The organism is Corallococcus sp. Z5C101001 (assembly GCF_007352635.1).
In the GTDB taxonomy this organism is placed as follows: domain Bacteria; phylum Myxococcota; class Myxococcia; order Myxococcales; family Myxococcaceae; genus Corallococcus; species Corallococcus silvisoli.
Map to the genome: position 1 here is coordinate 935,822 of NZ_VKLU01000001.1, position 13,580 is coordinate 949,401.

Below are 13,580 nucleotides of genomic sequence, written 5' to 3' on the forward strand. Positions count from 1 at the left end.
CGTCATGATGGCGGGCGCCCATGAGACGCGCATGGGGAGGGGATGAGGGCTCTCTCATCCGCTAACGGTCGCACGTGAAGCGCCCCAAGATGGGCGGGTCCGTGCCGGGCCGGAAGCGACGCCGGGCTGACACGTTCACCGACTCCAGGGCAGCGTGGTGCATGCCCCGGGATGCGCGGCGCTCCTTGGGGATTGTGGCGGGGGCCGTCGTCGTGGTGTCTGGCCTTCGATGTGGCTCGAGAGCGGAATGCCTTGCACGGTCGTCACCCTGTTGCTGCTGTGTGGCACCGCCGCGCTGGGCGAGCCGCTCACGCTGCGCGCGGCGCTCCTCGAGGCCCGGAGCCAGGCCCCCGCGCTCGCGCAGGCCCGGGCACAGGAAGCCGTGGCCCAGGGCGAGGAGGCGCTGGCCCGCACCTATGCGCCGGTGACCCTGTTCCTGGCGGGCGGCGGCAACGACCCCCACTGGGCCGTGGGCCTGACCCAGAAGCTCCCCTTCCCGGGGGCCCGGTCCGCGCGCGTCCACGCCGCGGAGCTGTCGGCGCGAAGCGCAGGGGATGATCGCCGCGCGAGCGAGGCCTCGGTCCGGGCGGAGACCCGGCGCGCGTACTTCTCCCTGCTGCGCGCCCGACAGCTCGTGGAGGCCGGCGCGCGGGCCCTGGCGCTCGCGCGCGAGTCGGAGGCCGCCGCGGCGCTGCTCTTTGAAACCGGCGCGGCTCCGGAGCTGGACCTCCTCCAGGCCCGCATCGCGCGCGGCACCGCGGAGGTCCAGGTGCTCACCCGTCAGGGCGACCTGACCGGCGCCGGGGCGGCGCTGGCGCTGCTCCTGGGGCGGACGCCGGGTGGCGTGTTGGAGCCGGTGGATGCGCGGACGCCGGACCTGCCCTCGTTGGACGCGGTGCTGGCCCTGGGCTCGCGTGCTCCCGCCGCCGAAGCGCGACAGGCGGAGGTGGCGGCGGCCGAGGCGACCCTGCGGGCGACGCGACGCGAGCGGTGGCCGACCCCCACGGTGGGCGTCTCCATGGAGGGGGACGGTCCGGCCGGCCGCCATGCCTTCCTCCGGGGCGCGCTCGCCCTGGAGATGGTCCTCCCCGGCCTGGGGAGGGGAGAGACGGTGCGCGCGGCGGCGCAGCTGGAGGCCGCCCGGGCCCGCCAGGACGAGGACGTTCGTTCGCGGAGAACGGAGCTGGTCGCGGCCCACGCGAGGCTGGCGGTCGCGGTCGCCAGCCTCGCGCTCTACACGCGGGAGATCCTCCCCGCGGTGGAGCGGACGGAGCGCATGGCGCTCGAGGCCTACCGCGCCGGCCGCAGTCCCCGGGTGGCGCTCAACGCCGCGCTCCAGGCCGCGACGGACACGCGGACGCAGGCCATCGACGCCGCCTTCTCCGCCCAGTCCGCGTTCGCGGACCTTGAACTCGCGGCCGGGGTCCCCCTCGATGAGCCCTAGACTCCCATGGCTCGGCTGTCTGCTGGCCACCGTCGCGGCCTGCCAGCGCCCGCCGCCGGAGGAGGGCGCGCAGCCGCTGCCGCGCGTCCGCGTGGCCCCGGTGGCTCCGGGGCAGGCCGTGCGCGGTCTGCGCGTCACCGGCCTCTTGTCCGCGCTTCCCGGGCGCGAGGTCCGGCTCGCGCCGCCCGTGCCCGGCCGGCTGTCGTTGCTGCGCGTGGCCGAGGGAGACCGGGTGCGCGCGGGCGAGGTCCTGGCGCAGGTGGACCTGGGGCCCGCCACCGCGGAGCTCCAGCAGGCGGAGGCCACGCTGAAGGAGGCCACGTCGGCGCTCGAGGCCGCTCGGGAGAAGCGCGCGCGCACGGACGTCCTGGTCGACCGCGGCGTGGCGGCCCGTCAGGACGCGGAGCAGGACCGGAGCGCGGAGGCCGCCGCGCGCTCCGCGGAGACGCGGGCCCGCAGTGCCCTGGAGCTGGCCCGGCGCGGCGTGGGCCGCACCGCGCTCCAGGCCCCCTTCGACGGTGTCGTGACGACGGTGTGGGTGCGGCAGGGCGAGATGGTGGATGCCTCCACGCCCGCGGTGGTCCAGGTCTCCGCGACGGATCCGCTGGAGCTGCGCGCGTTCGTCACCCAGCAGGAGGCCGCGGCGCTCCGGCCCGGCCAGCGCGCGAGCCTCCGCGTCGAAGGGCTGGCGGGTGCACGCGAGGGCGAGGTCACCGCGGTGGCCCCGGCCGTGGACGCGCTGAGCGGCAACGTGGGGGTCCGCCTGCGCTTCGCCAACCCGCGCGACGACCTGCGCCTGGGCGGAGCCGCCTGGGCCCACGTCGTCCTGGAGGACCTGGGCGCCGCGCTGGCCGTGCCGTCCTCCGCGCTCCTCCCCCAGGAGGACGGGGGCGTCGCGGTCGCGCGGGTGGCGGACGGCCGGGTCCACATCGTGCCGGTGCGCATCGTGTCCGAGGACGAGGGCCGGGCCGTCATCCAGGGGCCGCTCGCGGTGGGCGACCCCGTCGTCGTGGAGGGCGGCTACTCCCTCCCGGACGACGCCGGCGTGGAGGTCCTGCGGTGACGTGGCTGGCGCTGTTGCGGCGCAACGCGCCCGGGGTCGTGGTGCTGTTGGCGATGCTGACGTTGGCGGGGGGGCTTGGCGCCCTCCAACTGCCCGGCGGGCTCTACCCGGAGGTGTCCTTCCCCCGCATCGTCGTGGCCGCGACGCTGAACGGCGCCAGCGCGCAGATGATGCAATTGACCGTGACGCGCCCGGTGGAGGAGGGCCTGTCCACCGTCATCGGCGTGCGGCAGGTCCGCTCGAGGACCCTCCGCGCGGCGTCGGAGATCTCGCTCTGGTTCGACTCGCGCGCGGACATGGAGCGGGCCCTGGGGCTGGTCAACGCCCGGCTCGCGGAGGTGCGGGGCGCGCTGCCCCCGGACGCCACCCTCACCGCCGAACGGCTCACCCCGTCGTCCTTTCCCATCCAGACCCTGGCCGTCACCGGCACGGCGTCGCAGGCCCGGATGCGGGACTTCGCGCTGGGGACGCTGCGCCCCGCTCTGGCGGGCCTCCCGGGCGTGGGGCGCGTGGACGTGGTGGGCGGCGACGTGCGCGAATGGAGCATCACCGCCGACGCGCAGCGGCTGGCGCAGGCGAAGCTGGACCTGCCCACGCTCGCCACGCAGGTGGGCAGCGCGCTGATGCTGGAGCCCGCGGGCCGCGTGGACGTGCACTACCAGCAGGAGCTGGTGGTGGTGCGGGGACCGGTGGACTCGCCGGGGTCGCTGACGGCGCTCGTGGTGGGGGGCACCCCCGACGCGCCGGTGCGGCTGGGGGACGTCGCGCGCATCGAGGAGGGACACGCGGACCGGCTCTCCCTCACGTACGCGAACGGGCGGCCCGCGGTGCTCGTCAACGTGGGGCGGGGACCGGGCGCGGACGCCGTCGCCCTGGCGCGGGGCATCCAGGAGGAGCTGGCGCGGATGCGGGGGGGCCTGCCCCCGGGCATCGCCATCGAGGTCTCCTATGATCAAGCCGGGCTCATCGCGCGGTCCGTGGCCCATGTGCGCGACGAGGTCCTCCTCGGCGGGCTGCTCACGCTGGGGGTGGTGGGCCTCTTCCTGCGCTCCTGGAGGGCCATGACGGCGGCGGCGGTGGTGCTCCCCGCTGCCCTGGCGATGACGCTCGGCGCGCTCTGGCTCACGGGCGGGACGCTCAACCTGATGTCGCTGGGCGGGCTGGCGGTCGCCATCGGGCTGGTGGTGGACGACGCCGTGGTCGTGGTGGAGGCGGTGTACCGGCGGGTGTCGGCGGGCATGGAGCGGTGGACGGCCACCGCGGAGGCGCTGGGGGAGATCGCCTGGCCCGTCACCAACTCCACGCTCACCACGGTCGTCGTCTTCGCGCCCCTGTCCCTGCTGCCCGGCGTGTCCGGTCAGTTCTTCTCCGCGCTGGCCTTCACCCTGTGCGCCGCGGTGCTGTTCTCCCTGCTGCTGGCCCTCACGCTGACGCCGCTGCTGTGCGGATGGTTGCTCGTCGCGCCCGGCACCCACGCCCCGCCGGCGCCCTCCCTCCCGGAGTTCCTGCGCGCGCGGTGGCGGCGGAGGCCGGGCGTGCTCGTCGCGGGCGTGGCGCTGCTCATCGTGCTGCTGGCGGTGCTGGGCCATGGGGTGGGGACCGGCTTCCTGCCGGAGCTGGATGAGGGCGCGTTCGTGGTGGACTACTTCACGCCGACGGGGACGTCGGTCGCGGAGGCGGACCGGCTGGGGCGCGCGCTGGAGGCGGTGGTCGCGGGGGTCCCGGAGGTCGTGGGCACCAGCCGCCGGCTGGGCGCGGAGCTGGGCCCTCCGGCGGCCACCGAGTCCTCGCGAGGCGACCTGACCGTGTCGCTCTCTCCCCGGCGCACGCGCCCGGGGCCCGCCATCATCGAGGAGACGCGCGCTCGCGCCGAAGCCGCCCTCCCGGGCGTGCGCCTGGAGTTCGTCGAGCTGCTCCAGGACATGCTCTCCGACCTGGAGGGCGCGCCAGAGCCCGTCGAGGTGAAGCTGCTGGGCCCGGACGTCCAGGTGCTGCGGGGCTTCGCGCCGCGAGTGGCCGAGCGGCTCCAGGACATCCCGGGCCTCGCCGACCTGTTCGACGGGGTCGCCGGCTGCACGCCGGAGGCCCACCTGGAGGTGGACCTGGTCCGCGCGGGCCGCCTGGGCCTCACGACGCGGGACGTGTCGACGCAGGTCCGGACCGCGCTTTTGGGGGAGGTCGTCGGGACGCTCCCCCGCGAGGGCCAGCCGGTGGACGTGCGCGTGCGGCTGCGCGACGCGGACCGCCTGGAGCCCCAGGTGCTCCAGCACCTGCGGCTGCGGACCCCGTCGGGGGTGGAGGTCCCGCTGACGCAGGTGGTGCGCGTGAGACAGCAATGCCTGCCGTCGGAGCTGCGGTCCGACAACCTCCGCCCGCTGGTGGCGGTGACGGGGCGGCTGGAGTCGCGCGACCTGGGGAGCGTCACCGCCGACGTCCAGGCGCGGCTCGCCACGCTGACGCCGCCAGCGGGGGTGGACGTGCGGCTGGGCGGGCAGCACCCGAGCCAACGCGCGTCCTTCCGCGCCCTGGTGCTCGTGCTGCTGCTGGCCACGCTGAGCGTCTTCCTGGTGCTGACGTTCCACTTCCGCGGGGTCGTGCTGCCGCTGCTCATCCTGGGCGCGGTCCCGGTGGCCCTCGCGGCGGGCATCGCCTGCCTGCGGCTCACCGGCATCCCCCTCAATGTGTCGTCGTTGATGGGCTGCATCCTGCTCGTGGGGCTCGTCGTGAAGAACGGCATCCTCCTGCTCGACCGGGCGGAGGAGGGCCTCGCCGAAGGGCTGCCGGCCGCGGAGGCCGTCGCGACCGCCACCGCCGTGCGCCTGCGCCCCATCCTCATGACCACGCTCGCGACGCTGCTGGGACTCGTCCCGCTCGCGCTCGGCCTGGGGGAGGGCGGCGACCTGCAACGCCCGCTGGCCGTCACGGTCCTGGGGGGGCTCGCTCTGTCGACTTTCACGGTGTTGGTGGGCCTGCCCGCGGCCTACGCGTGGGTGCGCCGTGATTCCCCTGCGAAGATGAAGGCCCGATGAAAACTCTCTCAGACAGCCCGTGGCGCGCGGACACGGCCAACCCGCATCGGGCATGAATCAGGACATTCCCCGCGCACCGGAGCACTGATGCCCAGGCGGCCCTTGGGGACGAGAGGATACCTGATGCCTCGCACGTCCGAGCGGACCTCCCAGGCCCGTGGGTGGCCCTGGGGCCTGGCGGCGACATGCGGGCTCATCCTCTTGAGGCTCGCCTACGCGGCGCGGGTGGAGCTGGCTCCGCAGGAAGCCTATTACTGGCAATACACGCGCCACCTGGACTGGTCCTATCTGGACCATCCCCCCATGTGCGCCTGGTGGATGGCTTTGTCCGTCCGGCTCCTGGGGGACTCGCAGGTCGCCCTGCGCCTGCCCGCCATCCTCTCCTCCGCCGCGCTGAGCTGGGTCCTGTACTCCCTGGGCAAGCGATTGTATTCGCCGGCGGTCGGCATGCTGACGGCGGTCGCCGCGAACGCCACGGTCCTCTTCGGGCTGGGGGCGGTGGTGATGACGCCGGACGTGCCCCTGGTGCTGTTCTGGGCCGCCGCGCTGCGGGTCCTCTGTGAGCTGGTGCTCCCGGACGGGCGGGGCCCGGGGCGCTTCGGCTGGCGCTGGTACCTGCTGGGCGCGCTCTGTGGGGGCGGGCTGCTGTCCAAGTACACCGCCGCGCTGTTGCCGCTCCAGGTGCTGGCCACGGCGCTGGTGATGCCCCGGGGCCGCGCGGCCCTGCGCACCCCGCATCCCTACGCCGCCTGCGTGCTCATGCTCGCGGTGTTCTCACCCGTGCTCATCTGGAATCAGGCGCATGGCTGGGCGTCCTTCGCGTTTCAGACCACCGGCCGCGCGAGGACGGTGGATGGCTTTCATGGCTACCTCGTCGGCCGCTATCTGGGATTGCAGGCGGTGGCCGTGGGGCCGCTGCTCTATGTGGCGTTGCTGCTGACGGCGGGCGTCCTCGTGCGCCAGGCGTGGCGGGGGGATGTCCGCGCGCGGCTGCTGGGAGTCGCCAGCGTGCCGGGGCTCGCCGCGTTCACCCTGGTGAGCCCGCTGCATTGGGTGAAGATGAACTGGGTGGCGCCCGCGTACCTGGGGCTGATGGTGGCCGCCGCGGCGGGGGCGTGGGCCCTGCGCCAGCACCGGGCCGTGCGCGGCTACGCGGCGCTGAGCGTGGGCGTGGGCGCGGTGCTGATGACGGGCATGTACCTGATGCCCCTCTGTCCGTGGATTCCCTTCCGCGAGCGCGACAACCTGGTGAGCGGCTGGCGCGAGCTGGCGGACGCCGTGCAGCGGCACCGCGAGGCGGCGGGCTCCCCCGCGCCCCTGGTGGTGGGGTGGGGCTACAAGACGGCGAGCGAGCTGGCCTACTACCTGCCCGGCCGTCCGGAGACGCAGTCCGACTCCGCGCTGGGCGGCGACGGGCTGGCGTATGGCTTCTGGCTGGACCGGGTGAGCCCCGGGGTGGACGCCCTCGTCGTCGAGGACGCGCGCCAGCCGCTGCGCGACGCGGCCACCCGCCTGGAGGCGCACTGCGGCGCGGTGAAGGAGCTGCCCTCCGTGACGGTGCACCGCGGCCCGCGCCCGGTGACGACGTTCAGGGTGTGGTCCTGCCAGCGCTGGCATGCGCCCCGAGAGGTGGCGGTCCGTCAGCCGCCCCCGGCTTCGGCAGGCGGAAGGTGAAGCGGCTCTCGCCGTCGCTCCGCGCGTAGTCGAGCGTGCCGCCGTGGGCCTCGGCGATGGTGCGCGACAGCGCGAGCCCCAGGCCCGTGCCTTCTCCGGTTCGTGACGGGTCCGCGCGAGCGAAGCGCTGGAAGAGCCGCGCCTGGAAGGCGGGGTCCACCCCCGGGCCGTCGTCGCCCACGGTGACCTGGACCCCGGCGTCCGTCGCGCGCACCTCCACGCGGATGCGTTGCCGGGCGTGGCGCAAGGCGTTGGAGAGCAGGTTGTCCAACACGTGGGACAGCAGCACGGGGCTGCCCTGCACCGTCGTGGGGTTGCCCTGGAGCTCCAGCGTCAGGCTCCGGGAGCGCGCCGCCAGGTGCTGCTCCGTGCGCTGGAGGGCGCCCTTCGCCAGGAGGAACAGGTCCACGGGCTCCGCCTCCAGGACCCGGGCGCCGGCATCCGCGCGCGCGAGCTGAAGCAGCTCATCCACCAGGTGCGTGAGCCGGCGCGTCTCGTCGAGCACGACCTCCAGCGTGCGGCGGTACTCCTCCGGCGCCCGGTCCCTGCGCAGGCTTACCTCCGTCTCGCCCAGGATGACGGTGAGCGGCGTGCGCAGCTCGTGCGCGGCGTCAGCGGTGAAGGAGCGGATGCGCTCGAACGACGCGCGGGCATCCGCGAGCAGCTCGTTCAGCGTCGACGCCAGCGTGTCCCACTCGTCGCTCGTCCCCCGGACGGGGAGCCGCAGGTCCAGCTCCGAGGCCCGCGCGACGCGGACCCGGTCACTGGCTTCGCGCAGCGGGGCCAGCGCCCGGTCGGCCAACCTGCCCCCCAGCGCGAGGGACCCCACCACCGCGAACGGGATGCTGAGGAACATCGCGCCCAGGGCCTGCAGCGCCTCGTCGAAGATGCCCTCCGTCAGCCCCAGGCGGGGGTCCGCGCGGTGCTCGAGCCACTCACCCGTGGCCAGCACCGCCGTCACCAGCGCGCCGTAGAGGAGCAGGGTGCCCAGGACGGAGCTGGCGAAGAAGAAGGTCAGCTGGCCGCGGAGCGTGCGCGGGCGCTTCATCCGTGCCTCCGGAGCACGTAGCCCACCCCCCGCACCGTGTGGATGAGCCGGGTGGGGAAGGGCGTGTCCACCTTGGCCCGGAGGTAGCGGATGTAGACCTCCACGACGTTGGAGAAGGTCTCGAAGTCGTGGTCCCACACGGCCTGGACGATGCGCGTGCGCGAGACCACCTCGCCCGCGTGCTCGAGCAGGAACTGCAGCAGGGCGTACTCGCGGGCGGTGAGGGGGATCTCCACGCCCGCCCGGACCACCTTCCGGGTGGTGGGGTCCAACGTCAGGTCCGCGTGGGTCAGCAGCGGGGTGGCGCGGTTGTCCACCCGGCGGAGGATGGCGCGGATGCGCGCCAGCAGCTCGTCGAAGGCGAAGGGCTTGATGAGGTAGTCGTCCGCGCCCGCGTTGAGCGCGCTGATGCGGTCCGCGACCGCGTCTCGCGCGGTGAGCATGAGGATGGGCGTGGTGTCCTGCTTCGCGCGCAACGCCCGAAGCAGCTCCAGCCCCGACAGCCCTGGGAGCATCCAGTCGAGGATGATCAACGCGAAGCGCTCGTGGCGCATCAGCTCCTGGACCTGGGCCCCGTCCGCGCACTCGCGCACGCGGAACCCCTCTTCCGTGAGGCCCCGCGCGATGAAGGCCCGGACTCGCAGCTCGTCTTCGACGATGAGGATGGACACGATGGGATTCCTAGCAGCCTGCCCCGGGAGGGGCGGCGGGGGAGTGGCCGTCGCGGGGGAACGACAGCCGCAGGTGGGCCCCTTCCGTCGAAGGAAGGAACTCCGCGTGGGCCCGGTGGGCCCGTGCGACGAGCGCCACCAGGGACAAGCCAATGCCATGGCCCTGCTTGCCGGCGCGGGCGCTCGGCGTGCGGTAGAAGGGCTCGAAGACTCGCATCGAGTCCTCGCGGGCGATGCCCGGTCCCTCGTCCCGGACCTCGAGCCGCGTGGCGTCCGGGGTCTGCTGGAGGGACACGTGGACCCGCCCGCCGTTGGAGAACTTGAGGGCGTTCTCCACCACGTTGTCCACCAGCTGCCGCAGCAGGTGGCCATCCCCCGGGATGACGCCCGGGGTCCCGGCCTCGAAGTCGACGCGGCGCTGCTCGCCTTCGGGCAGTGAGCGCAGGGCTTCCTCCACGATGCCTGACAGGCTCACCGGCTCGAGGAGCTCCAGCGCGCCCCGCGTCCCGTCCGCGAGCACCAGCAGCCGCTCCACCAGCACCCCCAGCGACACCACCGTCCGGTGCATCCGCTCCAGCGCCTGGGCGGTGTCCGGGGGCTGGGACAGCTCCGCCTGCAGCTCCAGCTCCGCCCGCAGCGTGGTCAGGGGCGTGCGCAGCTCGTGCGCGGCGTTGGCGGCGAAGCGGCGGGACTGGTCCAGCGCCTCCTGGAGGCGCGTGAGCAGGTCCACCAGCGCGGCGCGCACGGCGTTCACCTCGCTGTAGCGGGCCGGGGCGTGGAGCGGGGCGGGGAGGGGGCCGCCGGGCTCGATGCGCGAAAGCTCCGCGCTCAGCTCCGTGAGGGGCCGCGCCGCCCAGCGCGCCACGCGCCGGCTCACGCCCAGGCTGAGCAGGGCCGCGCAGCCCGCCGCGAGCAGGGCGGCCAGCGGCAGGGAGAGCCGCAGCAGGGGGATGCTCTCCAGGTTCTCCCGCGCCACCGCCAGCCTCCCGTGGGCCATCACGCCGCAGGACCGTACGCCTGACTCGGCCGGGAGCGGGGACCAACCGCAGCCCGAAGCGACGGGGATGCCGGGCGCGCCGCCCAGCCGCCGCTCCCCGGAGAACAGGGCGATGTGGATGCCGAAGGCCGCCAGCTCCTGCTGCTCGGACTGGGCCGCCGCCCCCGCCTCCGCGTCCGTCATCCCGGCCACCTCCTCCACCAGGTCCACCGCCGCGTCCCGCAGGCGCCGGTCCTCTCCCTCCAGCAGCAGGTGGTAGGCAATCAGGCCGGTGGCCGCGGCCGTGAGCGCGCTGCTGGCCAGGGTGACCGCCAGCATGGCGCGCGACAGCCGGCGCACCATGGAATCCCGAGGGAGCCCGTCGTCAGCCCTGTCCAAGGCCATACCCCTCGCCGCGCAGCGTGCGCACCACGTCGTCGCCCAGCTTGCGGCGGATCCTCCCCACCAGGACCTCCAGGCTGCTCGCGGCCCCGGCGGAGACCTCGCCCCAGACGGACTCCAGCAGCGCGTCGCGGCCCACCACGCGGTCCCCGTGCGCGGCCAGCGTCTCCAGGATGGCCCACTCCTTCGCGGTGATGGGGACGGCCGCGCCGGAGCGGAGCGCTTCCCTCCGGCCGAAGTCGAGCACCACGTCGCCCCGCTGGACGCGGACCGTGCCCGTCCGCTCCCTCCGGCGTCCGACGGCGCGCACCCGCGCCCGCAGCTCCGCGATGGCGAAGGGCTTGCCCAGGAAGTCGTCCGCGCCCGCGTCCAGCCCCTCCACCCGCTCGTCCACGCGGTTGTGGGCGGTGAGGATGAGGATGGGCGTCTGGAGGCCGTCCGCGCGCAGCTCCCGGCAGAGCGAGAGCCCGGAGCCATCCGGCAGGCCGATGTCGAGCACGATGACGTCCACCGCGTCGACCAGCGCCTGCCGCGCCTGCTCCACGTCGGCGGCCTGCCGGACGACGTGGCCGTCGCGCTCCAGCGCCTGGGTGACGAGGGCGCGGAGTTCCTGATGGTCATCGACGACGAGGACGCGCATGGCGGTTTTCCCGGCCGACCTATAGCACCGGCGAGCGGCCTCCGGCCCATGGGCTCCGGAGGCCGTTCAGCCGCCGTTCAACAGGGGCTGGCAGGGTCCGCGCATGTCTTCCCGGTGCAGGCCCCGAACGCCCGCTGCTCGCATGATGGTGCTCACGTGGCTCCTGATGGCCACGGCCTGCGCCACCTCGCCCTACGACCGGGCGTGGGTGTCCGCGGAGCTTGGCTCGCTCGCCGCCCCCCTCGGGCCGGGCGTGGACACCCCCGCCTCCCTCCCCCCGGGCGTCGAGGACGCGGAGCCGTTGGACGAGCGGACCGCGGTCGCCGTCGCGCTCTGGAACAGCGCCGCGCTCCAGGCCGACATGGCACAGCTCGGCGTCTCGCGCGCCGACCTGGCCGAGGCGGGAGCGCTCCCCAACCCCACCTTCTCCCTGCTCCTGCCCGTGGGGCCCCGGACGATCGAGTCCTCGCTGCTCCTGCCGCTGTTCTCCCTCTGGCAGCGCCCGGCCCGCGTCGCCGCCGCGAAGGCCCAGGTGGAGCAGGTCGCGCGCGGGCTGGTGCAGAACGGGCTGGATGTCGCCAGGGACGTCCGCGTCGCCCACGCGGACTGGGTGCTCGCGGAGGGACGGCGCGTGGCGCTCGAGGAGCTGTCGGCCCTGTGGTCGCGGACGCTGGAGCTGGCCCAGGCGCGCTTCGAGGCCGGTGACGCCAGCCGCACGGAGATGGACGCGCTGCGCGCGGAGACGCTGCTGGCGGAGGACACCGCCCGGCGCTCGCGGACGGACGTGCTGCTGGCCCGGGAGCGGCTGCGGCTCTTGATGGGCGTGGTCCAGAGCCCGCTGTTCGCCGCTGCCCGCCCGCGAGGGGCACCCCTGGAAGCCAAGGCCCCGCGGCCGCTCCCCGACCTCATCCAGCTGGCGCAGGCCGCGAGGCCCGACGTGCTCGCGGCGGAGCTGGGCATCCAGATGGCGGGAGGCCGGCTGGGCTGGGAGAAGTCGCGCATCGTCAACCTGCTCGCGCGGTTGGACGTGAAGCCGTCCACGTCCGCGAAGGGCTCGCCCCAGGCGCTGTGGGTGCCGGGCGCGCAGCTGGAGCTGCCGCTCTTCAACTGGAACCCGGGCGGCGTCGGGCGCGCGGAGGCGGAGCTGATGCGCGCCTCCGCCCGCTACGTCCTGCTGAGGCAGCAGGTCGCGAACGAGGTCCTCGTGGCCCGGGAGCGGGTGCTCCAGTCCGCCGCGTCACTCCAGGCCTTCGAAGCGAACATCCTCCCGGCGTTCACCTCCGCGAGCGAGGGCGTGCGCAAGTCCTTCGACGCCGGGGATGCGCCGTATGTGTTGGTGCTGGACGCCCTGCGCCGCCTGGCGGACGCGCGGCTTCGCACCCTTGAACTCGAAGCGGACCTGCGCCGCGCGCTCGCCCAGCTGGACCGGGGGCTGGGCAAACAGGGAGTGGCCCATGAATAGGCATGTCCGGCTGGCCGCCGTCGCCGGTGTCGTCGTCTCCTGCCTCGCCTGCCGGGATCCAAAGCCCGCGCCCGCGCCCCCCGCGGCTTCCGTGAGCGCCCACGTGGCCGAGGCCTCGTTGGCGACGGTGACGCTCCAGCCCCAGGCCGAGGCGCGGCTGGCCCTGCGCGTCCAACCCGTGGAGAAGCGGAAGGCGCCGCGGCGGCAGGTGCTGGGCGGCGAGGTCGTGGTGCCGTCCGGCAACGCCCTGGTGGTGACCGCGCCCGTGGCGGGCGGCGTCGCGGCGGAGGGCGCGACGCCCGCGCTGCGCCCCGGGGCCCCGGTGAAGCGAGGCGATGTCCTGTTGCGGCTGGTGCCGCTCGCCACCGTGGACCGGGACCTGCTGGCCCAGGCCCGCCGGGCGGTGGACGCGGCGGCGGCCCGCGACGAGGTCGCCGCGGGGCGGCTCGCCCGGACGGAGCGGCTGCTGCGCGACGGCGCGGGGACGGAGCGGGCCGTGGAGGAAGCGCGCGCGGAGCGGGCCGTCGCCCGGTCGGAGCTGGAGGCCGCGCGCACGCGGATGGAGCTGGTGAGCCGCTCGCCGCTGGAGTCGGACGTGAGCCTGCGGATCCGCGCGCCTCGCGACGGCGTCCTGCGGCAGGTGTCGGTCGCGCCCGGCCAGTCGGTCACGGCGGGCGCGCCGCTCTTCGAGGTGGTGGGCGTCACCGCGAACTGGGTGCGCGTGCCCCTCTTCGTCGACGAGGCCCCCCGCGTGAAGCCAGACGTGCCCGCGCGCGTGCACGCGCTCCTGTCGGGCCGGGACGACGGCGTGGAGGCCCTGCCGGTGATGGGGCCCCCCAGCGCGGATCCGGTCAGCGCCACGGTGGACCGGTTCTATGAGCTGCCCGCCGCCGCGCGCTTCGCGCCGGGCCAGCGCGTCGCGGTGTCGCTGCACCTGGAGGAGGACGCGGAGCTGCTGGCCGTGCCCGCGTCCGCCGTCGTCTACGACGCGCTGGGCGGGGCCTGGGTCTACGCGCGGCAGCAGGACCACGTGTACGCCCGCGTCCGCGTGGACGTCGTGCGCCTGGAGGGGACGGACCTGCTGCTGGGCCGGGGACCTCCGGAGGGCACCCCCGTCGTGGCCGTGGGCGCGGCGGAGCTGTTTGGGACCGAGTTCGGCGCGGGCCACTGA

General features: G+C 74.9%; 10 protein-coding genes. 6 read left to right on the forward strand and 4 right to left on the reverse strand.

What is annotated here, in order from left to right; genetic code table 11:
- The first annotated feature begins 247 nt into the window (after positions 1 to 247).
- From FOF48_RS03850 to FOF48_RS03865, 4 genes are all read left to right on the forward strand, one after another.
- On the forward strand, positions 248 to 1,444 hold the full coding sequence (locus tag FOF48_RS03850) for a TolC family protein (protein WP_186001753.1): 1,197 nt from the start codon (positions 248 to 250) through the stop codon (positions 1,442 to 1,444).
- On the forward strand, positions 1,434 to 2,507 hold the full coding sequence (locus tag FOF48_RS03855) for an efflux RND transporter periplasmic adaptor subunit (protein WP_143898752.1): 1,074 nt from the start codon (positions 1,434 to 1,436) through the stop codon (positions 2,505 to 2,507). The genes FOF48_RS03850 and FOF48_RS03855 overlap by 11 nt, the downstream gene beginning before the upstream one ends.
- A complete protein-coding gene (locus FOF48_RS03860; protein ID WP_143898753.1) occupies positions 2,504 to 5,536 on the forward strand; it encodes an efflux RND transporter permease subunit in 3,033 nt (1,010 codons plus the stop codon). Before FOF48_RS03855 ends, FOF48_RS03860 begins: the two co-directional genes overlap by 4 nt.
- 123 nt (positions 5,537 to 5,659) lie before the next feature.
- Positions 5,660 to 7,210, forward strand: a complete 1,551-nt coding sequence (locus FOF48_RS03865; RefSeq protein WP_186001754.1) for a glycosyltransferase family 39 protein — start codon at positions 5,660 to 5,662, stop codon at positions 7,208 to 7,210.
- Here the strand turns inward: FOF48_RS03865 and FOF48_RS03870 are convergent.
- From FOF48_RS03870 to FOF48_RS03885, 4 genes are read right to left on the reverse strand one after another with little or no spacing between them, the layout of a single operon-like run.
- Complete coding sequence (locus tag FOF48_RS03870) at positions 7,125 to 8,258, reverse strand: cell wall metabolism sensor histidine kinase WalK (RefSeq protein WP_143898755.1); 1,134 nt, start codon at positions 8,256 to 8,258, stop codon at positions 7,125 to 7,127. The genes FOF48_RS03865 and FOF48_RS03870 overlap by 86 nt on opposite strands.
- Positions 8,255 to 8,929 (reverse strand): response regulator transcription factor, encoded by a 675-nt coding sequence (locus FOF48_RS03875; protein WP_143898756.1) that lies wholly within the window; start codon positions 8,927 to 8,929, stop codon positions 8,255 to 8,257. The genes FOF48_RS03870 and FOF48_RS03875 overlap by 4 nt, the downstream gene beginning before the upstream one ends.
- A 10-nt stretch (positions 8,930 to 8,939) precedes the next feature.
- On the reverse strand, positions 8,940 to 10,268 hold the full coding sequence (locus tag FOF48_RS03880; RefSeq protein WP_143898757.1) for a cell wall metabolism sensor histidine kinase WalK: 1,329 nt from the start codon (positions 10,266 to 10,268) through the stop codon (positions 8,940 to 8,942).
- 22 nt (positions 10,269 to 10,290) lie between these two features.
- Entirely contained in the window at positions 10,291 to 10,947 is a 657-nt protein-coding gene (locus tag FOF48_RS03885) for a response regulator transcription factor (protein WP_143898758.1), read from the reverse strand.
- A 142-nt stretch (positions 10,948 to 11,089) separates the two neighbouring features.
- Here FOF48_RS03885 and FOF48_RS03890 point away from each other — a divergent pair, with 142 nt between their 5' ends.
- Positions 11,090 to 12,409, forward strand: a complete 1,320-nt coding sequence (locus FOF48_RS03890; RefSeq protein ID WP_161663942.1) for a TolC family protein — start codon at positions 11,090 to 11,092, stop codon at positions 12,407 to 12,409.
- Entirely contained in the window at positions 12,402 to 13,580 is a 1,179-nt protein-coding gene (locus tag FOF48_RS03895; protein ID WP_161663943.1) for an efflux RND transporter periplasmic adaptor subunit, read from the forward strand. Before FOF48_RS03890 ends, FOF48_RS03895 begins: the two co-directional genes overlap by 8 nt.